22 protein-coding genes and 1 pseudogene are annotated in these 19,637 nt (G+C 73.3%); 15 read left to right on the forward strand and 8 right to left on the reverse strand.

What is annotated here, in order from left to right:
- Positions 1–3: 3 nt before the first annotated feature.
- Positions 4–825 carry a response regulator transcription factor gene (locus ACZ3IL_RS24330; RefSeq protein ID WP_467393361.1) on the reverse strand — a complete coding sequence of 274 codons (822 nt, stop codon included), beginning with the start codon at positions 823–825 and terminating at the stop codon, positions 4–6.
- A gap of 461 nt (positions 826–1,286) precedes the next feature.
- Between ACZ3IL_RS24330 and ACZ3IL_RS24335 the strand changes: the two genes are divergently transcribed.
- The 7 genes from ACZ3IL_RS24335 (at position 1,287) to ACZ3IL_RS24365 (ending at position 6,073) form a co-directional block, all read left to right on the forward strand.
- The gene (locus tag ACZ3IL_RS24335; RefSeq protein WP_467393363.1) at positions 1,287–1,541 is read left to right on the forward strand and encodes a MoaD/ThiS family protein; all 255 of its coding nucleotides are present in this window, start codon (positions 1,287–1,289) and stop codon (positions 1,539–1,541) included.
- Between the two features lie 10 nt (positions 1,542–1,551).
- Positions 1,552–2,997, forward strand: a complete 1,446-nt coding sequence (locus tag ACZ3IL_RS24340; protein ID WP_467393365.1) for a hypothetical protein — start codon at positions 1,552–1,554, stop codon at positions 2,995–2,997.
- 110 nt (positions 2,998–3,107) lie between these two features.
- Positions 3,108–3,794: an LmeA family phospholipid-binding protein gene (locus ACZ3IL_RS24345; RefSeq protein ID WP_467393367.1), complete on the forward strand. Its 687-nt coding sequence runs from the start codon at positions 3,108–3,110 to the stop codon at positions 3,792–3,794.
- Between the two features lie 376 nt (positions 3,795–4,170).
- The gene (locus ACZ3IL_RS24350; RefSeq protein ID WP_467393681.1) at positions 4,171–4,251 is read left to right on the forward strand and encodes a putative leader peptide; all 81 of its coding nucleotides are present in this window, start codon (positions 4,171–4,173) and stop codon (positions 4,249–4,251) included.
- Positions 4,252–4,397: 146 nt separating this feature from the next.
- Entirely contained in the window at positions 4,398–5,243 is an 846-nt protein-coding gene (locus ACZ3IL_RS24355) for a sulfurtransferase (protein ID WP_467393369.1), read from the forward strand.
- Between the two features lie 53 nt (positions 5,244–5,296).
- A complete protein-coding gene (locus tag ACZ3IL_RS24360) occupies positions 5,297–5,584 on the forward strand; it encodes a DUF1416 domain-containing protein (RefSeq protein ID WP_017242395.1) in 288 nt (95 codons plus the stop codon).
- 225 nt (positions 5,585–5,809) lie between these two features.
- A complete protein-coding gene (locus ACZ3IL_RS24365; RefSeq protein WP_467393372.1) occupies positions 5,810–6,073 on the forward strand; it encodes a DUF3099 domain-containing protein in 264 nt (87 codons plus the stop codon).
- Between the two features lie 315 nt (positions 6,074–6,388).
- On the opposite strand, the gene ACZ3IL_RS24370 is transcribed toward ACZ3IL_RS24365, so the two are convergent.
- The 3 genes from ACZ3IL_RS24370 to ACZ3IL_RS24380 form a co-directional block, all read right to left on the reverse strand.
- On the reverse strand, positions 6,389–7,084 hold the full coding sequence (locus ACZ3IL_RS24370; protein WP_467393374.1) for a DUF4232 domain-containing protein: 696 nt from the start codon (positions 7,082–7,084) through the stop codon (positions 6,389–6,391).
- A 544-nt stretch (positions 7,085–7,628) separates the two neighbouring features.
- The gene (locus ACZ3IL_RS24375) at positions 7,629–7,832 is read right to left on the reverse strand and encodes a hypothetical protein (RefSeq protein ID WP_467393376.1); all 204 of its coding nucleotides are present in this window, start codon (positions 7,830–7,832) and stop codon (positions 7,629–7,631) included.
- An 87-nt stretch (positions 7,833–7,919) separates the two neighbouring features.
- Positions 7,920–8,282, reverse strand: a complete 363-nt coding sequence (locus tag ACZ3IL_RS24380; protein WP_388688707.1) for a DsrE family protein — start codon at positions 8,280–8,282, stop codon at positions 7,920–7,922.
- Between the two features lie 687 nt (positions 8,283–8,969).
- On the opposite strand from ACZ3IL_RS24380, the gene ACZ3IL_RS24385 reads away from it, so the two are divergent.
- The 6 genes from ACZ3IL_RS24385 to ygfZ all read left to right on the forward strand — a co-directional run bounded on the left by ACZ3IL_RS24385 (position 8,970) and on the right by ygfZ (position 14,419).
- Positions 8,970–9,542: a heme-binding beta-barrel domain-containing protein gene (locus ACZ3IL_RS24385; protein ID WP_467393378.1), complete on the forward strand. Its 573-nt coding sequence runs from the start codon at positions 8,970–8,972 to the stop codon at positions 9,540–9,542.
- A 365-nt stretch (positions 9,543–9,907) separates the two neighbouring features.
- Entirely contained in the window at positions 9,908–10,570 is a 663-nt protein-coding gene (locus ACZ3IL_RS24390) for a hypothetical protein (RefSeq protein ID WP_467393379.1), read from the forward strand.
- 11 nt (positions 10,571–10,581) lie between these two features.
- Positions 10,582–12,237, forward strand: a complete 1,656-nt coding sequence (locus ACZ3IL_RS24395; RefSeq protein ID WP_467393381.1) for an N-6 DNA methylase — start codon at positions 10,582–10,584, stop codon at positions 12,235–12,237.
- Between the two features lie 23 nt (positions 12,238–12,260).
- Positions 12,261–12,848, forward strand: coding sequence for a restriction endonuclease subunit S (locus ACZ3IL_RS24400; protein ID WP_467393383.1), 588 nt, complete (start codon positions 12,261–12,263; stop codon positions 12,846–12,848).
- Between the two features lie 82 nt (positions 12,849–12,930).
- On the forward strand, positions 12,931–13,428 hold the full coding sequence (locus ACZ3IL_RS24405; protein ID WP_467393385.1) for a Fur family transcriptional regulator: 498 nt from the start codon (positions 12,931–12,933) through the stop codon (positions 13,426–13,428).
- Positions 13,429–13,438: 10 nt separating this feature from the next.
- Positions 13,439–14,419: a CAF17-like 4Fe-4S cluster assembly/insertion protein YgfZ gene (gene ygfZ / locus ACZ3IL_RS24410; protein ID WP_467393387.1), complete on the forward strand. Its 981-nt coding sequence runs from the start codon at positions 13,439–13,441 to the stop codon at positions 14,417–14,419.
- 35 nt (positions 14,420–14,454) lie between these two features.
- Here the strand turns inward: ygfZ and dtd are convergent, their stop codons facing one another.
- Positions 14,455–14,880, reverse strand: a complete 426-nt coding sequence (dtd, locus tag ACZ3IL_RS24415) for a D-aminoacyl-tRNA deacylase (RefSeq protein ID WP_467393389.1) — start codon at positions 14,878–14,880, stop codon at positions 14,455–14,457.
- Between the two features lie 128 nt (positions 14,881–15,008).
- On the opposite strand from dtd, the gene ACZ3IL_RS24420 reads away from it, so the two are divergent.
- Entirely contained in the window at positions 15,009–15,608 is a 600-nt protein-coding gene (locus ACZ3IL_RS24420) for an RsiG family protein (protein ID WP_467393391.1), read from the forward strand.
- A 229-nt stretch (positions 15,609–15,837) separates the two neighbouring features.
- Positions 15,838–17,082 carry a GNAT family N-acetyltransferase gene (locus ACZ3IL_RS24425; RefSeq protein WP_467393393.1) on the forward strand — a complete coding sequence of 415 codons (1,245 nt, stop codon included), beginning with the start codon at positions 15,838–15,840 and terminating at the stop codon, positions 17,080–17,082.
- A gap of 47 nt (positions 17,083–17,129) precedes the next feature.
- Here the strand turns inward: ACZ3IL_RS24425 and ACZ3IL_RS24430 are convergent, their stop codons facing one another.
- The 3 genes and pseudogenes from ACZ3IL_RS24430 to ACZ3IL_RS24440 all read right to left on the reverse strand — a co-directional run.
- Positions 17,130–17,864, reverse strand: a complete 735-nt coding sequence (locus tag ACZ3IL_RS24430; RefSeq protein ID WP_467393395.1) for a DUF5710 domain-containing protein — start codon at positions 17,862–17,864, stop codon at positions 17,130–17,132.
- Between the two features lie 46 nt (positions 17,865–17,910).
- Positions 17,911–18,306 carry a helix-turn-helix domain-containing protein gene (locus tag ACZ3IL_RS24435; RefSeq protein WP_467393397.1) on the reverse strand — a complete coding sequence of 132 codons (396 nt, stop codon included), beginning with the start codon at positions 18,304–18,306 and terminating at the stop codon, positions 17,911–17,913.
- A 155-nt stretch (positions 18,307–18,461) separates the two neighbouring features.
- A pseudogene (locus tag ACZ3IL_RS24440) lies at positions 18,462–19,364 on the reverse strand (endonuclease/exonuclease/phosphatase family protein); the annotation flags it as partial.
- Positions 19,365–19,637 lie beyond the last annotated feature (273 nt).

The following is a 19,637-nucleotide window of genomic DNA, read 5'->3' on the forward strand; positions in this document are numbered from 1 at the left end:
GACCTACCTGCCGGCAGGCCGTACTGTGGCGTCCGCCACGTTTCTGTCCTCCAGAGGGGTGACGTCCTCCGTGGCGTCCTTGACGCGGGCGCCCGTACGGGTCCCCTTCCCGGCGCGCCCGGCCGCGCGGGCCTCCTCCGCCGCCCGCTCCACCTTCTCGGGGGTGACGAACCGGTAGCCGACGTTCCGGACGGTGCCGATCAGGGACTCGTGCTCGGGGCCGAGCTTCGCCCGCAGCCGCCGCACGTGCACGTCGACCGTACGGGTGCCGCCGAAGTAGTCGTACCCCCACACCTCCTGGAGGAGCTGCGCGCGCGTGAAGACCCGGCCCGGGTGCTGGGCGAGGTACTTGAGCAGCTCGAACTCCTTGAAGGTCAGGTCCAGGACCCGGCCCTTCAGCTTCGCGCTGTACGTCGCCTCGTCCACCGACAGGTCACCGTTGCGGATCTCCATCGGGGAGTCGTCGGAGACGATCTGCCGGCGGCCCGTCGCGAGCCGCAGCCGCGCCTCGACCTCGGCCGGTCCCGCCGTGTCGAGGAGCACGTCGTCGATGCCCCAGTCGGCGGTGACGGCCGCGAGGCCGCCCTCCGTGACGACCAGGAGCAGCGGACAGCCGGGCCCCGTGGAGCGCAGCAGCTGGCAGAGCGAGCGGACCTGCGGGAGGTCGCGCCGGCCGTCGACGAGGATCACGTCCGCGCCGGGGGTGTCCACGAGGGCCGGGCCCTCGGCCGGGGCCACCCGGACGTTGTGCAGCAGCAGACCGAGTGCGGGAAGCACCTCGGTCGACGGCTGGAGGGCGTTGGTGAGGAGGAGCAGAGAACTCATCGCCCACCACCTGCCCGGATCGTCGTCGTGCATGCGTGCTCGGTTCGCTCGCCCATAAGGTCGGTTCCTCCTCGGTCCCTGCGAGGACGTCGTGGCACTGCTTCGTACGGTTCGCGCGCTGCTGGTCGCCGGTGGCTCCCACGTCCTGAGAGCTTCTGTTCACCCGTCCGTAACAACGGCCGGAAAACGCAAAAGGACCCGGCGGCTGCGTCGCCCGGTCCTCTGCCCAGCAGGATAGCCCACATGTCTTCCGGGGGAGGGGAGCGATGTCACATGGCGGATGTCTCCTCGCTCACTTCCCGTTCCCCGCGGGTCACGCCGCGCGGGGGGAGGGTGCCCGGACCGGCCGTACGGGCGGTGCCCCCGGCGGACGCGGCACCGCCCGTACGGCTCGGAGACCGGCCCGCGCGCGCATGGCCCATCATGGGAGCGGCGCGCACACGAACGAAGGGAGCGCCGCTATGGCAGCGGGGACCATCCGCTACTGGGCCGCGGCCAAGGCCGCCGCCGGCGTCGCCGAGGAGCCGTACGCCGCCGAGCACCTGGCCGAGGCCCTGGACGCGGCCCGCGCGAAGCACCCGGGCGAACTCGTCCGGGTCCTCCCGCGGTGCTCGTTCCTGGTCGACGGCGACCCGGTGGGCACCCGGAGCCATGAGACGGTACGGCTTGCCGAGGGCGGCACGGTCGAGGTGCTCCCCCCGTTCGCAGGAGGGTGAACCCCAGAGCATGAGCAACGACCAGCACCACGACCCGTACGCGCAGGGGCAGCCGGGCCCCGACGTCGCGCAGACGTGGGAGGGCCAGACCTGGGACACCCAGTACCAGCCGGCGGTCCGGCCCCGGGCGCAGGCCCCGGAGCCGGCGCCGTCCCCGTACGACACGGGGCACGGGGCTCCGCAGGGCACGCCGTACGACCGGCGGCACGAGGAGCGGACGTACGGGACCCGGCAGCCGTACGGGGACCAGTCCTACGGGTCGCAGGCGTACGGGTCCCAGGCGTACGAGGCGCAGGCGTACGGACCCCGGGCGGACGGGACCCAGCCGTACGGGGACCAGTCCTACGGGGACCAGTCCTACGGGGACCAGTCCTACGGGTCCCCGGCGTACGGTCCTCCGTCGTACGGGTCCCAGGTCCACGAGCCGCAGGCGTACGGGCAGCACGCGTACGAGGCGCAGGCGCCCGCGCACGCCCCCGCCCAGCACGCGCACGAGCCGTACGCGGGCGCGTACCAGCCGCAGCCCCAGCCGGTCGCCGCCCCGTCCCCGTCGAGCGCCCCGGCTCCCGCCGCCGCGCCCGCCCCCGCACCGGTCCACGGGGAAGCGCCCGCCCCGGTCCACGCGGAGGCGCCCGCCCCCGTGTCCGTGGCCGACGGCGGGCCCGCCTACTCCTCGCCCACCACCTCCGGGAACACCCGCGTCACCGACGCCCAGCGCGCCCGGGCCGAAGGCCGCTCGCCGGTCATCGAGCCCGGAACGCGACCGGCCGTCCTGACCGCCGCGCTCGGCCTGCTGCTGGCCGGCGGCGCCGCCCTCGGCCCGTACGGCCTCCTCCTCCCGCTCGTCCTGCTCCAGGGCCTCACCGCCGCCGGCTGGTTCCGGCTCAACGGCATGTGGCCCGCCCGGCAGGGCATCGCCCTCGCCTTCGCCGGCGGTCTCGCCGCCGACGCGGCCCTGCTGGCCGGCGGCCGGGAGCACGCGGCCGCCGCGATCCTGGGCACGCTCGGCGTCTGGGTGCTGCTCTGCCTCGTCCTCCAGCTGCGCAGCCACGCCGACCCGGACGAGCGGATGTACGGCCTGACGGCGACCGTCACCTCGGCGGCGCTGACCGTCATGGCGACCGGACACCTCGGCGCCGCGCCGGACGCGGTGGTCGTGGGCGGGGCCGCGGTCGCCGCCGCCGTCCTGGCCAAGGCCCTCCCGCTGCCCGGGCCGGTTCCCTTCGCCGCCGCGCTGCTCGCGTCGGCGGGCGCCGGGTTCGCGGCCGGCGGGCTCACGGGCCTCGGGGTGCCGGGGGCGCTGCTCGGTCTCGGTGCCGGGGTCTGCGCGCTGATCGGCCTGCGGGTCGCCAGTTACGACTACCCGTCCCGTTTCGTCCACATGACCGCGGGCGTCGCGCTGCCGCTGACCGCCGCCGTGCCCGCCGTGTACCTGCTCGGCCGTTTCCTGGTCTGAGACCCCGGTCCCGCCCGGAGGGCGTCCGGGCACGGGAACCAACCGGCCCCCCGACACGTCGATCTTCGTGTCGGGGGGCCGAAATCTTTTCACGGGGGGTCGCACAGCCCATGCGAGCACTGCGGATTCTGCTGGTCCTGGCCGTCGTCCTCGGCGGGATCTTCGTGGGGGTCGACCGCCTGGCCGTGGCGTACGCGGAGTCCGAGGCGGCGGGCCGGGTGAAGCTCTCCGGAGCGCGGAGCGAGTCGATCGAGGTCGACATCAAGGGCTTCCCCTTCCTCACCCAGGTCGCGGCCAGGCGGCTCGACGAGGTCGACGTGAGGGCGACCGGCATCCAGGCGCAGGCGGGCGACCGGAAGATCCGGGTCGGCGAGCTGAACGTCTCCCTGCGGGACGTGACGGTGACCGGCGACTGGACGGGCGCCAAGGCGGGCACCGCGCACGGCACCGCCCTCATCTCGTACGCGGACCTCACCACCGCCTCCGAGCGCCGGGCCACCGTCGCCTACGGCGGCGGCGGCAAGGTGAAGGTCACCGGCAGCGTGAAGGTCCTGGGCCGCTCCCTGACCCGCACGGTCCTCTCGACGGTGTCCGTGGTGAACGGCGACACGATCCGGTTCCACGCCGACGAGGTGCCCGGCGAGGGCATCCCGGGCGTGGAGGACCTGGTCCGCACCCGCACCGACTTCGAGAGCACGCTGCGCGTGCTGCCCGGCCTGAAGGTGCAGGAGGTCGAGCCGCGCCCGGAGGGCCTGGCGGTCACGGTGACGGGCACGGACATCGCCCTGGCGGGCTGACCCCGTCCCGGCCCCGGCGGTCCGTCCCGGCCCCGGCGGTCCGGGGCGGCGGCGCGCGGCGGAGGGACGTCCGCGTACCGGACGGCGCGCGGGTGCTCCGGCGGCCGGCCAGGTCGTCGAGGCCCCGCGGCTCCGCGTACCGGACGCGCGGGCGCTCCCGGTGGCGTCCCGTGGCGCCGCGCGGCCCCTCGCGCCGCCGTCCGGCCACATGCTGAGACGACACCGTCCGACCCGCAGAAACAGAACGCGGACACCCCCGCGCGGAGGTGTCCGGCACCACCCCGGACGGTGAGCGCGTCCCGCATCTCGGACGATCGCGTCTCATCATGCGACACGCCGGTGACACGGCCGCCCGTCCGTCCCTACGATCGAGGGCATGAAGCGACAGGCGGACCTCACGAAGCGGCGGGCAGTAGACCTGTGCCGCGTCGCCGCCATGCTCTGTCGCCCCCTCTGAGCGGGACGCCGACCCCGCCCTTCCTCACGGCCCGCCGACCGACGTCGGGGCCACCCCTGTGTAGCCGTACGCCGTCGTACGCACGTCCGACGCGTACCCGCACCACTCGCACCGCACCGCCGCACACTGCCCCGGAGGAGAACAGCATGGCTCGCAGCGACGTCCTGGTCGACGCGGACTGGGTCGAGGCCAACCTCGACAACCCGCAGGTCGCCCTCGTCGAGGTCGACGAGGACACCTCGGCCTACGAGAAGAACCACATCCGCAACGCCATCCGGATCGACTGGACCAAGGACCTCCAGGACCCGGTGCGCCGCGACTTCATCGACCAGGAGGGCTTCGAGAAGCTCCTCTCGGCCAAGGGCATCGCGAACGACACCACGGTCGTCCTCTACGGCGGCAACAACAACTGGTTCGCCTCCTACGCCTACTGGTACTTCAAGCTCTACGGCCACCAGGACGTGAAGCTCCTCGACGGCGGCCGCAAGAAGTGGGAGCTGGACTCCCGCGACCTGGTCGACGGCTCCGAGGTCCCGAACCGCCCGGCCACCACGTACAAGGCCAAGCCCCAGGACGCCTCGATCCGCGCCTTCCGCGACGACGTCGTGGCCGCGATCGGCACCCAGAACCTGGTCGACGTCCGCTCGCCCGACGAGTTCTCCGGCAAGCTGCTCGCCCCGGCGCACCTCCCGCAGGAGCAGTCGCAGCGCCCCGGCCACGTGCCGAGCGCCCGCAACATCCCGTGGTCGAAGAACGCCAACGACGACGGCACCTTCAAGTCGGACGAGGAGCTGAAGGCCCTCTACGAGGCCGAGCGGGTCGACCTGGCGAAGGACACCGTCGCCTACTGCCGCATCGGCGAGCGCTCCGCGCTCACGTGGTTCGTCCTGCACGAGCTGCTCGGCGTCCCGAACGTCAAGAACTACGACGGCTCGTGGACCGAGTACGGCTCCCTCGTGGGCGTGCCGATCGAGCTCGGCCCCGCCAAGTAACCCCTCCGGACCTCCCTTCACCCGGACCCCTCGACCGTAAGGACGGAAACACCATGTGCGGAGCGCAGCCCGGCGGCCCCGACGCCTCGACGATCAAGCCCGGTGAGACCACCATCCAGGGCTTCGTGACCAAGGACGGCGAGCCCGTCACCGGTTACGTCCGCCTCCTGGACTCGACCGGCGAGTTCACGGCCGAGGTCCCGACCTCCGCCACCGGACAGTTCCGCTTCTACGCGGCCGAGGGCACCTGGACCGTCCGTGCCCTGGTCCCGGGCGGCACCGCCGACCGTCAGGTCGTGGCCCAGAAGGGCGGCCTGGCGGAGGTCGCCATCGCGGTCTGACACCTTTCGACGCGTCCCCCCGCGCCCGTCCGGCGCCGGGGGACACCTCGCGGGCCCCGCGGCGCCGCGCCGGCCCCGGGCCGGTCCGGCACCGCGAGGCCCCGTGTACCGGCCCGAGGGCCGTGCCTCCTGGGGGGTTGGACGCCATTCCGGGACTCGAGGCACGGCCCTCCGGTCTGCCCGCGCGCCCTGCCGGGCACACCGGGCCGGACGTACGCTGGAGGCGTGTACGCACGCCGCCGGCACGTCTACTTCTGGATGATGGCCGCCTGCCTGGTCCTCTTCGTGGGCGCCTGGGCCGTCGTACGCCTCTTCTCGACGCCGGCCGCCGTCGCCATGTGCGTCGTCGCCATGCTCATCCCCCCGGTCGCGGCGGTGGTCGCCAACCGCCGCGGCCCCGAGGACCGCTGGTGGGACGATCCCTCCGGGGACCCGGAGTCGGACGAGTGGTGGGACGAACTGGACGGCAGGAAGCGCCGGGAGCGGTAGGCCGTTTCGTTCAGATCATCCGTCGTTGTTCCGGGTGAGCCGTTAAGCGGTGTACAGCGGTCGCGGATCGAGCCGTTGTTGCCGAGCCGGACGCCCGGACGGGGCGGTGGCGGGACCACCGTGAGGTGATCGGTGCGATCGCCTGGAAGGTCAAGACCGGATCGCAGTGGGCCCATATGCCGGAGAAGTGCGGGAACCGGCGAGGGGGCGACGTGGGCAGGAGCACTTCGCGCTGCTGTTCTCCGGGGTGGCGGAGGGGTGAGGCGCACGCGTTCGACATCATGGCGGCGCCCCCGCAGCAGTTCCTGAGCGGGGTCAGCCGGCCGGTGAGTCGCTGACCTTGCTCACCGGGCTGATCTCCATCTTCCCGTCGCCCTCGCCGTCGGTGACGGCGAGCGTGCCCGCCGGCCACCTCAGGGTGAAGGGCTCGGTCTCGTTCGGGGGCGTCACCACCATGTCGGTCAGCCGCACACCGGAGCCGCCGGTGTTGTTGACCGGGAACGTGATGTTGAAGGCGGCGGTCTCGCCTTCCTTGAGGATCTGCGGTACGGCCTGCTCGCCGTTGCGGTGCACGGAGAAGGTGTCGCCCAGGGACGTCTTGAGATCGACACCCGGGAAGCCGCTGATGCGGCAGTCGGCGCCGGCGACGTTCTTGAAGGTGACGGTGACGACGCCGTTCGTCTCGTCCGTGGTGTTGTTGGCGGCGGTGGCGTTGAGCACGCCGGAGCGGCACATGTCGACCTTGCCCCCGGTGTTGGTGCCGGCGCCCCGGTCGCTCCCGCCGGTGCCGGCACCGGCGCTCTGGTCCGCCTTGCCCGCCCCGCCGGTGCCGCCCGCCTTGCCCGCCCCGCCAGTACCGTCCGCCCTGCCCGCCGACGCGGTGGGGCCGGTCTGCGGGCTGCCCATCGCACTGTCGTCGCCGTTGCAGGCGGTGAGGGCGAGAGCGAGGGCAGCGGTGAGTGCTGCGCCGATGGTGGCGGTGCGCTTGCGGGAGCGGAGCATCGTACGCATGTGAATTCCCCGAATATATGGCGGTCGAGTACGGAGGTGCAGTCGCGGCCCGAAAGGCGCGGGGAGCCGCTACGTGCTTGGACGGCTGACACCTGAAGCATTCCGCCCGTCGCTCACGTTTGGCTACCGCCTCCCTTACGTCCTGCTGCCGTCCCTCGGCACGGCGGCACCCGCCCTTCCTCTGGACCGCACGGTGATCCAAACGACATACCCTGGGGCGTGCGTGCCGGGCGCCGCCGGGCAGAAGGGACTTTCGGTACACGTCCTGGGCGTCGCGGTTCGGTCCGGACTTTTCTGGACACGGCTCGGGGTGCGTGCCGGGCCGCGTCAGACGGCGACCCTCCGCCCGCGCCGCTCGCGGACGGTGAGGTGCCAGGCCAGGAGCAGGGCGAGGGTAGGTCCGACGATCACGGCCAGCGGCGTCGCACCCCGGCCAGGCACGCCACGAGCGTCACCGCCTGGGCGGCCTCGGTGCGCCCGAGCGCCGTGCGCGGCGGAAGGGCCCCGGCGAACGCCCGCCCGAGCTCGTGGCACACCCAGGCGTTCACCGCGGCCCCGCGATCCCGCAGGCGATCGAGAAGGCCACGGTCCGGGCCTCGGCGGCCGCCCCCGCGCCCTCCAGGTCGTCGGGACCGAGCCCGCCGGCGAGCAGGGGGACGACGAGGAAGCAGAACAGCGCCAGCACGGCCGTCTGCCCGGCCATGAGCACCAGGACCTCGATCAGGGGAGCACGGTGACCTGTTCTCACGACTCTCCTCGAAGCGGGTGGACGCCGGCCGTCCGGAGCCTGCTCCGGTCCGGTGGGGCGTTCGTACGGGTGCTCCGGGGCCGCGCCTCAGTAGACGAGCGCCTGCGTCCCGTCCGCCATCGCCTCCTGGACGAAGACCTGCGCGCCGGCGATGCGGACGCCCTCCAGGACGTCCCGCTCCGTGATCTCGCGGCGGGCCGCGCACTGGGTGCAGAGCGTCACGCGTCCGGCCGCCAGGATCGAGTCGATCAGGTCCGGCAGCGGCGCCGCGTGCGGGAGGTCGAACTCGGCGGCCCGGCCCGGGAGGGCGAACCAGGAGGACTCCCCGGTCAGCCAGAGCGACACCTCGACGCCGCTGGCGACGGCGACGGCGGCCACCGTGAAGGCCTGCGAGCAGCGTTCGGGGGCATCGGCCCCCGCGGTCACCTTGATCACGAGCTTCTTCGCCATGCACCGAACTGTAATGCGAAGCACCCCGCCTCATGCGTCCCTCGTGTGCCGGTCGGCGGCGGTGTCGCGTACACCGCCGTCACGATCGACCGCGCCGACCGGACCGCCCCCGCCCCTTCACCGAGGGCAACTTCACCGAGGGCGACGAGGGCGAGATCCACCGCGCCGGCATGTGTGACCTGCTGCTGCCCGCCCCGTCGGCGCGACGCCCGGCCCGAAGGCCCTGCCGGACGGGGCGCGGGGCACCGTCCCGGAGGCCTTCGCGGACGATGTCGACGTACCCGGCACGAGCCCGTACGCCTTCCGGGAGGAGAAGCCGTACGGACCCGAGCAGACCCGCTGGGCCCACGTCCGGGCCGGGGACGCCCTCGCGCCGATCACCCGGGCCCGCCGGGGGCGAGGCGCTCGCCGTGCCGTTCCAGCAGACCGTGGCCCTCCAGGCGCAGCTGATCGGCTGACCGCCCCGCGCGAGGGCCACCTCACCGAGAGGGCCGGACCCCGGCGCACTAAGCTGGGGTCCGGCCCGTTCCGCCTTCACACCTCAGTCGAGGAGCACCCCGTGATCGTTTTCTTCGAAGCTCTGCTGGTCCTGGTCTGCGTCGGCGTGCTCGCCTTCGCGGGGCTGACCGTGAAGAAGCTGTACCAGGGCCAGCGGTAATCCCCCTCTAGAGAACGCCAGAGCTGCTCATGATCGAGATCCCGTCCGACCTCAATCCGGACCTCGTCCCCCTCGCGTTCCTGCTCGGTACGTGGGAGGGCGCGGGCGTCTCCGACTTCCCCGGCGCGGAGAAGTGCAACTTCGGCCAGTCCGTGACCTTCAGCCACGACGGCCGGGACTTCCTGGAGTACCAGTCGCACTCCTGGGTCCTGGACGAGAAGGGCGAGAAGGTCCGCCCGCTGGAGAGCGAGAGCGGTTACTGGCGGATCGACAAGGACCGCAAGGTCGAGGTCGTCATGGTCCGTGACCAGGGCGTCGTGGAGATCTGGTACGGCGAGCTGGCCGACCAGAAGCCGCAGATCGACCTGGCGACCGACGCCGTCGCCCGGACGGCCGCCTCGGGCCCGTACAGCGGCGGCAAGCGGCTGTACGGCTACGTCAAGAGCGACCTGATGTGGGTGGGCGAGAAGGCGACCCCCGAGGTCCCGCTGCGCCCGTACATGTCGGCGCACCTGAAGAAGGTCGTCACGCCGGAGGAGGTCGCGGAGATGGCCCGCAACCTGCCGGACATGCCGGACGACGGCATCGCCTTCTTCCGTTAGGCCGACGCGTTTTCCCGTGACCGACAGGGTCCGTCCAGAGGGACGGGCCCTGTTTCGTGTGTGGTGGTTCATCGTGCTTCATCAGGGCGGTCCAGGGCCCGTCCACAGGAGAGAGGGTTAACAGTTTCCAGTTGACCGCAGTCCACTTGCGGACGTGTGGTCGCCTGAGCTACCGTCATGAACACGGGGGCGGCGGAAACGCGAAACCCCCGGCCGCATGAGGCGTGGCCGGGGGCTTCACAAGCCGTGCTCCAGGGGGCGTGCCGAAGCAGAGGCGATCCTGAAGCGTTCCCCAGAACTATAACGCCTGTCGTTGCTGTGGGCCACAGGCCGTTCACCGATCCGTGGATCTACAAGGGGGAAGCATGAAGGACGACGATCTGCCCGCATGGATGTCCGAGGCGTTTTCCGAGGCCAGGCTTCGTGCGTACACGGAGTTCATGCGGGGGGACCGTACGGCCGGCATCCGTCTGTACTGGTGGAACACCGAGGCATCGGCCGCGCTCTACGGTCCGTTCCACTGTCTCGAGGTCGCCCTGCGCAACTCCGTCCACCGTCGGCTGTCCGACCTCCACGGGCGCGCGGACTGGTGGGCCGTGGCCCGGCTCGGCAGCCGGGGGACGAGCAAGGTGGACGAGGCCCGGCGGGTCTGCCGGAGCCGGGGCAAGGCCGGTACGCCGGACGAGATCGTCGCCGAACTGTCCTTCGGTTTCTGGCGGCACCTGCTGACCAGGCCGAACGACCGGTACTTCTGGGTACCCGCCGTGCACAAGGCGTTCCCCGGATACCAGGGGCGCAGGAGCGTCCTGGACGATCAGGTCCACTCGCTGGTGCTGCTGCGGAACCGCATCATGCACCACGAGCCGATCCACCACCGCGATCTCCGGGAGGACCATGTCAAGCTCTACCGGATCATGGGGTACGTGAACCAGGACCTCGCCAAGGAGGTCCGTTCGATGGACCGGTTCCCCGCGGTCCTGGCTGCCAAGCCCGACGCGTTGGGTGGCCGACGGCCACCACAGTTCTGAAAGGGGACACCGTGCACGCCTCCCCCGAGAGGCTGGTCACCCGGTCGGAGATCGCCCGGCTCACCGGCGTGAACCGGCCGGCCGTCACCAACTGGTCCCGGCGCCACGACGACTTTCCCCGTCCTGTCGACAGCGTGCCGACCGGCACGGGAGAGGCGGACCGGTTCCGCGTCTCCGAGGTGGCCGCGTGGTTGGCGGCACGACGGGTCCCGGCCAACGGCCTGCGAGCCGACGAGCCGGAAGGCACGACCTACGGGGACCGCTTCCTGGCTTCTCTCGGGAGCGAACAGCGCACTCGTCCGCAGGCTTTGCTGACGCGGCTCCTGGACGACTTCCGGGGCGAGGGCACCGTGGAACAGGTCCTTGACCTGCTGATCGCGGTCACGTACGTCGTCGCCCGGCGGGGCGAGGCACCGCCGTCGACCGGCGGTGCCTGGTGGGCCGTGAAGCGGATGCTCGCGGAAGACGGCATCGACGGAGCGCACCTCGGACCGTCGCGGACCGAGGGACGCCGGTACGACGGGCTCGTCACGCACTCGGCCGGCCTCGTCGCGGAGGCGAACTGGGACCGGGACACAGCTGTCGAGGCGCTCGACTGGCTGATCGAACAACGCAGCGGGACCGAGGGCCGGCGCGGCAACGACCTGGTCACACCCGCCGCCGTCCGCCGACTGATGGCGGAGCTGGTTTTCGGGCCCGAGGCCGATGGCGCGGACGAGCCGGACCTCAAGGGCCGACGCCGGACGATCCTTGACCCCTTCTGCCGTACGGGGGAGATCCTGGACGCCTGCGCCGCCGTCGCGGACAGGGCGCCCGGGGCAGCGCTTTTCACGCACGGGGCGTGCAGCGAGTCGGCCGACGCGGCGCTGGCCCGGATGCGCCTGCTCCTCCGTGACGTGCCTCATACGGTCGAGGCGATCGGCACGCCCGGCGCACGGTGGTACGAGACCGGTGAGCGGTTCACCGGCGTGGTGAGCAACCCGCCCTTCAACCAGCGCACGGAAGTGGGCTGGGACACACGGCTCTTCCGGTACGGCCCGCCTCCTCCGCGCAGTGCCAACTTCGCCTGGCTGCAACTCGCCCTCTCCGTCCTCGCTCCCGGGGGAAGGGCCGCCGTGCTCATGCCGAACATCGCCGCGCAGTCCGTGAGCCGTGCCGAGCGTGTCCTTCGTGCCGCCATGGTCGAGGATGGCGCCGTCGAAGCGCTGGTGGCCCTGCCACCGCAGCTCTTCGGCAAGGCCACGGGCATCCCGGTGACCCTGTGGCTGCTGCGCAGTCCGACCGGTGTGGCCGGTGAAGTGCTGTTCGTCGACGCCGCCTCGCTCGGCTCCATGTCCGGTCGGGTCCGGCGCACCCTTTCCGCGACGGACGTCGACTCCATCGTCGGCGTATGCCGCCGGTGGCGGTCGGCGCGAGGAGGAGGGGAGCCGTTTTCCGGGAAGAAGGGCTTCAGCGCGTCGGTGTCCGCCGGCACTCTGGCCGCCCGGGACTGGCTGCTCAGTCCCGTTCTCCACGTCGGGGCCGTGAAGCCGGTGCGCGCGGGAAGCGTGGACGGGGCGAGGGTCGGCCGGCTGATCGCGGACCTCGCGCGCCGGGACGAGCGGGCGAGAAGGGCCGACAGGCACGCCGATGAAGTCCTGTCCGAGTTCGAAGGGGAAAACACGTGAGCGGAACGAGTCCGTCGCGGCGCGTGAAGACCGTACCCCTCTCCGAGCTGTGCGACATCCAGAGCGGGATGCCCGGGTTGAAGCCCGGTCAGTACGCGGACACCGGGCTGCCGGTCGTACGGCCGGTGGACCTCGGAAGTCACCGACTGGCATCGCCCCCGTCCCGGCACATCGCCGCGGAAGACGCGCTCCGATGGGGGAACTACGCCCTTGTCGCCGGCGACCTCCTGATGACCAGGTCCGGGACGGTGGGGCGGGTCGCGCTGGTCACTCCGGACGAGGAGGGCTGGCTCTGCGGTCCTTCCCTGATACGGCTCAGGGTCGCGCCTGAATCCGTCAGCCCCGGGTACCTGCTGGCTTTTCTTTCCTCCACCCCCGCGCAGGCGTGGATGCGGAGCGCCGTTGCCGGATCGACCGGGGTCCAGCATCTTTCCCTCCGGCTGCTCGGCGAACTCCCCGTACATCTGCCTTCTCCGGAGGAGCAGCTACGGGTCGGCCGCGTGCTCGGGGCCCTCGACGAGAAGATCCGCGCGCACGAGGACGTGGTGCGTACGACGCGCGCGTTGCGGGACGTCCTGGCCGACACGATGACGACGGGCGAAGGGGCGTAGCGCTCCGGGAAACGGATGGGCGGCCGGGGAGGAAGCCCGAAGGGGCAGCCCGTACCGGAGTCGCCCTCCTACACTGGGGGGCGTGGTGAGCACCGACTGGAAGAGCGACCTGCGGCAGCGCGGCTACCGGCTGACGCCGCAGCGCCAGCTTGTCCTGGAGGCCGTCGACGCGCTGGAGCACGCGACGCCCGACGACATCCTCTGCGAGGTCCGCAGGACCGCCTCCGGGGTGAACATCTCCACCGTGTACCGGACCCTGGAGCTCCTGGAGGAGCTGGGGCTCGTCAGCCACGCGCACCTGGGGCACGGCGCACCCACGTACCACCTCGCCGACCGGCACCACCACCTCCACCTGGTCTGCCGCGACTGCTCCGGGGTGATCGAGGCGGACGTCGAGGTGGCCGCCGATTTCACCGGGAAGCTCCGCGAGACCTTCGGTTTCGAGACGGACATGAAGCACTTCGCGATCTTCGGCCGGTGCGGGGAGTGCGCGCGGAAGGCCCCGGAATCCCGGGACGGGGAGTCCCCGGCGGGCGGGCGCCCCCCGGCGGCCGGGCGGTCCGGGGACACCGGGCCGTAGGCTTTCCCGTATGCAGCGACATTCAACGACCAGCCCTCTGCTGTCCCTTCCCGGCGCCGTCGCCGCCGAAGGCCGCGACGAAGGTGTCGCCGCGCACTACGGCGACCTGTTCCGGGAACAGCGCGCCCTCTCCGGAGGGGAGGGTTTCGTCGACCTCTCGCACCGCGGCGTCGTCACCGTCTCCGGCGACGACCGGCTGAGCTGGCTGCACCTGCTGCTCACCCAGCACATGACCGACCTGCCGCCCGGCCGCGCGACCGAGGCGCTGATCCTCTCCGCCAACGGGCACATCGAGCACGCCCTCTCCCTCGTCGACGACGGCGAGACGGTGTGGGCGCACGTCGAGCCGGACACGCGGGAGGAGCTGATCGCGTACCTGGAGTCGATGAAGTTCTTCTACCGGGTCGAGGTCGCCGACCGCACGGACGACGTCGCCGTCGTCCACCTCCCGGCCGGCTCCATCGCCGGGGTGCCCGAGGGCGTCGTCGTACGGGAGACCCCGTACGGCCGCGACCTGTTCCTGCCCCGGGCCGGCCTGGAGGACTTCGCCGCGTCGCACGGCCCGGCCGCCGGGCTCCTCGCGTACGAGGCGCTGCGGGTCGAGGCGCACCGGCCGCGGCTCGGCCTGGAGACCGACCACCGGACCATCCCGCACGAGATCGGCCTCATCGGCAGCGCCGTCCACCTCCAGAAGGGCTGCTACCGGGGCCAGGAGACCGTCGCCCGGGTGCAGAACCTGGGGAAGCCGCCGCGCCGCCTGGTCTTCCTGCACCTGGACGGCAGCGAGGTGCACCTCCCGGCGCACGGCGCCCCGGTGCGGCTCGCGGCCGACGGCGAGGAGGGACGGCAGCTCGGCTTCGTGACGACCGCCGTCCGCCACCACGAGCTGGGCCCGATCGCCCTGGCCCTGGTGAAGCGGAACGTCCCGGTGGACGCCCCGCTGATCGTCGGGACGACGGCGGCCGCGCAGGAGGTCGTGGTCGAGCCGTAGGGGCCGGGGCTCCCGGGCCCCTACGGGGACGGGGGTCAGACTTCGATCAGCACCGTGAACGGGCCGTGGTTCGTGAGCGAGACGCGCATGTCCGCTCCGAAGCGGCCCGTCTCCACGTGCGCGCCCAGCTCGCGCAGCCGGCGCACCACCTCGTCCACGAGGGGCTCGGCGACCGGGCCGGGCGCGGCCGCGTTCCAGGTGGGGCGGCGGCCCTTGCGGGCGTCCCCGTAGAGCGTGAACTGGGAGACGACGAGCAGCGGCGCGTTCACGTCGGAGCACGACCTCTCGTCGTCCAGCACCCGGACGGACCAGAGCTTTCTGGCCAATTGGGCGGCCTTCTCGGGGGTGTCGTCGTGGGTCACCCCCACCAGCACGCACAGCCCCTCGCCCTTGATCTCACCGACGGTCTCCCCTGCGACGACGACGCTCGCGCCGTCGACCCTCTGCACCACTGCTCGCATGCGCATCAACCTACCGACCTGAAGCGGGCGGGGCCGAACGGGTGCAGAGCGCCTGCACGGGCGGGGGCGGGAGTGGCACCATGCCTGTCAGGCGGTGCGGCTCCGCACCGGTCGAGGGGACGAATCTCATGAGTGCACCTGGCACCGGGCCGACGCCGTCCGGCTCCGTACCGCTGACGCGGTCCGGTGGTTCCGCCGTGACGCGCCCGCCCGTGCAGCGGACCTCCGAACCCGCCCTGCCGGAACGGGAGCGTCCGGACCTCACCGCGCTGCGGCTGCCCGAACTGCGCGCGCTGCGCCGGGACGCCCAGAACGACGAGGCCGACCTGAGCTACGTGCGGCGGATGCTCCAGGGCAGGATCGACATCCTGCGGGCCGAGCTGGCGCGCCGGACCGACCCGGAGGCACCGGTCCTCGACCGGCTCTCCGAGATCCTGGCCGACCTGCCGTCCCGGCACCGCAGCTCGGCCCGGCACGTGACGCTGTCGACGCCGCGCGGGGAGGAGTACCGGCGGCTCGCGGACGGGATGCTGTCCGAGGTCGAGCTGTCGGACCTGTCGGCCCGCACGGACGACGAACTGCACACGGCGATGGGACGGCTCGCCGGGTACGAGCAGCAGGTCTCCCGGCGCCGCCAGCACCTCCAGCGCACGGCCGACGACTGCGGCGCGGAGATCGCCCGCCGCTACCGCGAGGGGGAGGCGCAGGTCGACGACCTGCTGGCCTGAGCACCGGACGCGGGGCCCGGGAGAATCCGGATGCGGGACCTCGGGAAGACCCGGATGCGAGGTCCGGGAAAGCGCGGACGCGGGACCCCGGAAAGTCCGGACGCCGGGCCCGGGAAGGCCCGGACGCGGACCCCCGGAAAAACCCGGACGCGGGACCCCGGAAAGCCCGGACGCCGGGCCCGGAAAAACCCGGATGCGGGCCCGCGAGGGCCCCGCATAGGGTCGCGGGATGACTGTCGACGTACGCGCGGTGACGGAGTCCGAGGTCCCCGACTGGCTGCGGGCCCTGCGCACCGGCTTCCTCCGCCCACCCGTCGTGCCGGACGAGGACGTGACCGACCGGCTGCCGCACATGTGCCTGGAGCGGACGCTCGGGGCCTTCGACCGGGGCCGGACCGTCGCCACCTTCCGTTCGTTCCCGCAGCGGGTCAGCACGGTCGGCGGGGGCAGCCTCGCGGCCGACGCGATCACCCAGGTGACCGTCTCCCCGACGCACCGGCGCCGGGGCCTGCTCGGCCGCATGATGGAGAAGGACCTCGCCGCCGCGAAGGAGCGGGGCGACACGATCGCGACGCTGATCTCCGCCGAGTACCCGATCTACGGCCGGTTCGGCTTCGGCCCGGCGAGCTGGACCACCGAGTGGAGCGTGGACCTGCGGCGGGCCGGGCTCGACCCGCGCCGCTCGGGGCGCCCCGGGGACGGCGGCCGCGTCGACCTGAGCGACGGCGACGAGATCCGCAAGACCGGACCCGGTCTGCACCGCCGGCTCGCCGGGGTCCGGGCGGGCGTCACCAGCCGCACCGAACGCGACTGGGCGCGGGAGACCGGGCTCGGGTTCCAGATCGACCCGTGGACGGAGCCCTTCTACGCCGTCTACCGCGCGGAGTCCGGCGAGGCCGAGGGGTACGTCGCGTACCGCTCCGACGACAAGTGGGACGACGGCAAGCAGCCGGTGAACACCGCGACCGTGCAGGACCTGATCGCCGTCACCCCGGCCGCCGAGCGGGCCCTGTGGCTCTACCTCTGCTCGATCGACTGGGTCACCACCGTCCGCACCGGCCACCGTGCGCCCGACGACCTCCTGCCGGACCTCCTGCCGGACCCGCGCGCGGCGAGGACGGTGTCCCACGCGGACATGCTGTGGGTCCGGGTCCTGGACGTGCCCGCGCTCCTGGAGGGCAGGACGTACCCGGTGGCGGACGGCCTCGTCCTGGACGTGCGGGACGCGGGCGGCCCGGCGGGCGGGCGGTTCCGCCTCGACGCCTCCCCGGAGGGCGCCTCCTGCGTCCGTACGGACGCGTCCGCCGACCTCGTCCTCGACGTCGCGGACGTGGGAGGGCTGGCGTTCGGCGACGTGTCGGCGGTGCGGCTGGCCCGGCTCGGGCGCGCCGAGGAGCCGACGGCCGGCGCGGCGGCCCGCGCGGACCTGCTGTTCCGCACCCCGCTGCGGCCGTTCTCGCCCGACATCTTCTGACGACGTCTTCTGAGGGGCCCGCCGCCCCCGGTCCGGCCGCCCGGCCGTCAGCGCGGGTCCCGGGGGAGGCGGTTCCCGCCCCCGGCGGACCGGTTCAGGGTCTCCACCGCGACCCGGGCGCGTTCACCGGCGCCCGGGGGCGCGGCGAGGGTGACGCCCGCGCCCGTGAGGATGCCGAGGTCCAGCTCCCAGTCGTACCGGGAACGGTGCTCCCACACCTCGAAGGCGACGTCGACGTGCTCGCGGGCCTGGGCCCCGCTCATCCCGGTGACCTTCCGCAGGTGGGCGAGGGCCCGGTCCTCCAGGCCCCGCACCTGGGCGAACCCGAAGTGCGTGACCGTGTGGCAGTCGGTGCACAGGCAGATGAGCCGCCTGAGCGCCTGGACGCGGGCGGCCTCGTCGAACGTCCAGCGCTCGTGGGCCTCCAGCCACCGCTGTGCCCCGCGGTCCTCCCGCGCCCCGCACGCCTCGCAGCGCCGCCCGGCCCGGCCGGTGATCATCCGGCGCAGCCGCTCCCAGTCGGCGGGCGCGACGCAGGACCGGACGTTGGTGAACCAGCAGGTGCGCGGCACGAGGTCGACGAACAGGCCGCTGCCCAGGCTCCGGTCCTCCCCGGGCAGCAGCTCGGGCACGTCGGGCGCGCCGGCCCACCGGGCCAGGCCGTCCATCCCGGGCCGGGGCGCGTACCACCGCCTGGCCGCCGGGTCCCAGCGGGCGCCCCGGCGCTTGGCCTCGTCCTTCTCGGCGTACGGAACGTCCAGCCAGACGCGTGCGGCCGCCATCTCCACCCCTCCCCGTCCGGGCCCCGTGCCGGCCCGCTCGTCGGCGCTACGCGTTCCGGACGGGCCGGGTGAGGACCTTGGCGACGCACGCGGGGACCCCGGTGCCCTCCTCGTGGGCACGGGCCCGGTACGCGCTCGGCGTCTCCCCGACGAGTTCGGTGAAGCGCGAGCTGAACGACCCGAGGGAGGTGCAGCCCACCGCGAAGCAGACCTCGGTCACGCTCAGGTCGCCCCGCCGCAGCAACGCCTTGGCCCGCTCGACGCGCCGGGTCATCAGATAGCCGTACGGGGTCTCCCCGAAGGCCGCGCGGAAACTCCGGGCGAAGTGCCCGGTCGACATCAGGGCCACCCGGGCCAGCGCCGGGACGTCCAGCGGTGACGCGTAGTCGCGGTCCATGGTGTCGCGCGCCCGCCTCAGCCGTACCAGGTCCTCCGGATTCACCCTCCCAGGATGGCACGGTGCGGGCCCCGGGGGACCGGGATTCCGGAGAGACCGGTGGCGCCGACGGGGCTCCGGCCGGACGGGACCGGCGAGGACGTGGCCGGCGAGGACGTGGCCGGGCGCGGCTCCCGGGGCCCGCGGTCCTCCCGGCGCAGGGCGATCCGCGCGGTGACCGGCAGGTGGTCGCTGCCGGTGGGAGGCAGGGCGCGGACGCGGCCGACGGCCGCCGAACGGGCCATGACCTGGTCGATGCGGGCCACCGGGAAGGCGGCGGGGAAACTGGGGGCGAAGCCGCGTTCGGCCGTGTTCAGACGGGAGGTCAGCGGGGCGAGACCGCGGTCGTCGACCGTGCCGTTGAGGTCGCCGAGCAGGATCACCGTCCCCCGCTCCTCGGCGGCGACGGCCCGCCCCAGCAGGACGGCGCTCTCGTCGCGCAGCGCGGACGCCAGGCCGGTCGCCCGGACCCGGACCGAGGGCAGGTGCGCGACGTACACCGCGACGCCGCCGTGCGGGCCGCCGACCACGGCCCGCAGCCCCCGCTCCCAGGTGCCGGTGATCCCGCGGGGCCTGATGTCCACCGGGCGGACCTCCGTGAGCGGGCGCTTCGACCAGAGCCCGACCGTGCCCCGGACCGCGTGGTACGGGTACGCGGGCGCGAGGGTCCTCTCGTAGACGGACAGCGCCGGGGGCACCAGCTCCTGCAGCGCGACGAGGTCGGGGCCGGCGTCCGCCAGGGCGCGGGCGGTACCCGCCGGGTCGGGGTTCTCGTCGCTCACGTTGTGCTGCGCCACGAGCAGGTCGTACGGCCCCGGCCCGGCCCCGTCCCCGGGCAGCAGCAGCCCGCCGAACGCGTGCGCCCAGGCCGCCGCCGGCAGCAGCAGGGCCACCAGCGCGGTCGCGGAACGGCGCAGCAACGCCAGGACGAACAGCACCGCGGCCACCGCGCCGAGCCAGGGCAGGAACGACTCCAGCAGACTCCCCACCCGCAGGGGGGAGGTGGGCACCGCCCGGTGGAAGACCAGCAGCCCGGCCGTCACCACCGCGCACCCGGCGAGCACCCGGCCCCGCGCCCACACCCCCGCCGTCCCCTCGCCACCTCGCCTCCATGCCCGCGTTGGCGTCCTCGTCCGGCCCTCGCTGCCCCGCCCCCGCGTCCACGCCGATTCCCGGTCGCCGCGCCCCCGGGCCCGTATCCACCGCCGCACCGTCGCCCTCGTCCCACCGCTCATCCGCGCTCCCCTCCCCGGCTCCTCCGCCGCCATGGTGCCGGGCCGCCACGGCGGCCGTCCCACCGGCACCGGCGCCGCTGCCCGCAGGACGGGCTTTTTCGC

This window comes from Streptomyces sp. NPDC014907, assembly GCF_055562975.1.

What these genes read in the sequence shown, in the direction of transcription:
- ACZ3IL_RS24380 (WP_388688707.1), bottom strand. Translation starts at nt 8,282, where the DNA reads ATGGCGAAGAAGCTCGTGATCAAGGTGACCGCGGGGGCCGATGCCCCC.
- ACZ3IL_RS24430 (WP_467393395.1), bottom strand. Translation starts at nt 17,864, where the DNA reads ATGGCGGCCGCACGCGTCTGGCTGGACGTTCCGTACGCCGAGAAGGAC.
- ACZ3IL_RS24355 (WP_467393369.1), top strand. Translation starts at nt 4,398, where the DNA reads ATGGCTCGCAGCGACGTCCTGGTCGACGCGGACTGGGTCGAGGCCAAC.
- ACZ3IL_RS24340 (WP_467393365.1), top strand. Translation starts at nt 1,552, where the DNA reads ATGAGCAACGACCAGCACCACGACCCGTACGCGCAGGGGCAGCCGGGC.
- ACZ3IL_RS24360 (WP_017242395.1), top strand. Translation starts at nt 5,297, where the DNA reads ATGTGCGGAGCGCAGCCCGGCGGCCCCGACGCCTCGACGATCAAGCCC.
- ACZ3IL_RS24420 (WP_467393391.1), top strand. Translation starts at nt 15,009, where the DNA reads ATGAGTGCACCTGGCACCGGGCCGACGCCGTCCGGCTCCGTACCGCTG.
- ygfZ (WP_467393387.1), top strand. Translation starts at nt 13,439, where the DNA reads ATGCAGCGACATTCAACGACCAGCCCTCTGCTGTCCCTTCCCGGCGCC.
- ACZ3IL_RS24345 (WP_467393367.1), top strand. Translation starts at nt 3,108, where the DNA reads ATGCGAGCACTGCGGATTCTGCTGGTCCTGGCCGTCGTCCTCGGCGGG.
- ACZ3IL_RS24390 (WP_467393379.1), top strand. Translation starts at nt 9,908, where the DNA reads ATGAAGGACGACGATCTGCCCGCATGGATGTCCGAGGCGTTTTCCGAG.
- ACZ3IL_RS24330 (WP_467393361.1), bottom strand. Translation starts at nt 825, where the DNA reads ATGAGTTCTCTGCTCCTCCTCACCAACGCCCTCCAGCCGTCGACCGAG.
- ACZ3IL_RS24350 (WP_467393681.1), top strand. Translation starts at nt 4,171, where the DNA reads ATGAAGCGACAGGCGGACCTCACGAAGCGGCGGGCAGTAGACCTGTGC.
- ACZ3IL_RS24385 (WP_467393378.1), top strand. Translation starts at nt 8,970, where the DNA reads ATGATCGAGATCCCGTCCGACCTCAATCCGGACCTCGTCCCCCTCGCG.
- ACZ3IL_RS24370 (WP_467393374.1), bottom strand. Translation starts at nt 7,084, where the DNA reads ATGCGTACGATGCTCCGCTCCCGCAAGCGCACCGCCACCATCGGCGCA.
- dtd (WP_467393389.1), bottom strand. Translation starts at nt 14,880, where the DNA reads ATGCGAGCAGTGGTGCAGAGGGTCGACGGCGCGAGCGTCGTCGTCGCA.
- ACZ3IL_RS24335 (WP_467393363.1), top strand. Translation starts at nt 1,287, where the DNA reads ATGGCAGCGGGGACCATCCGCTACTGGGCCGCGGCCAAGGCCGCCGCC.
- ACZ3IL_RS24425 (WP_467393393.1), top strand. Translation starts at nt 15,838, where the DNA reads ATGACTGTCGACGTACGCGCGGTGACGGAGTCCGAGGTCCCCGACTGG.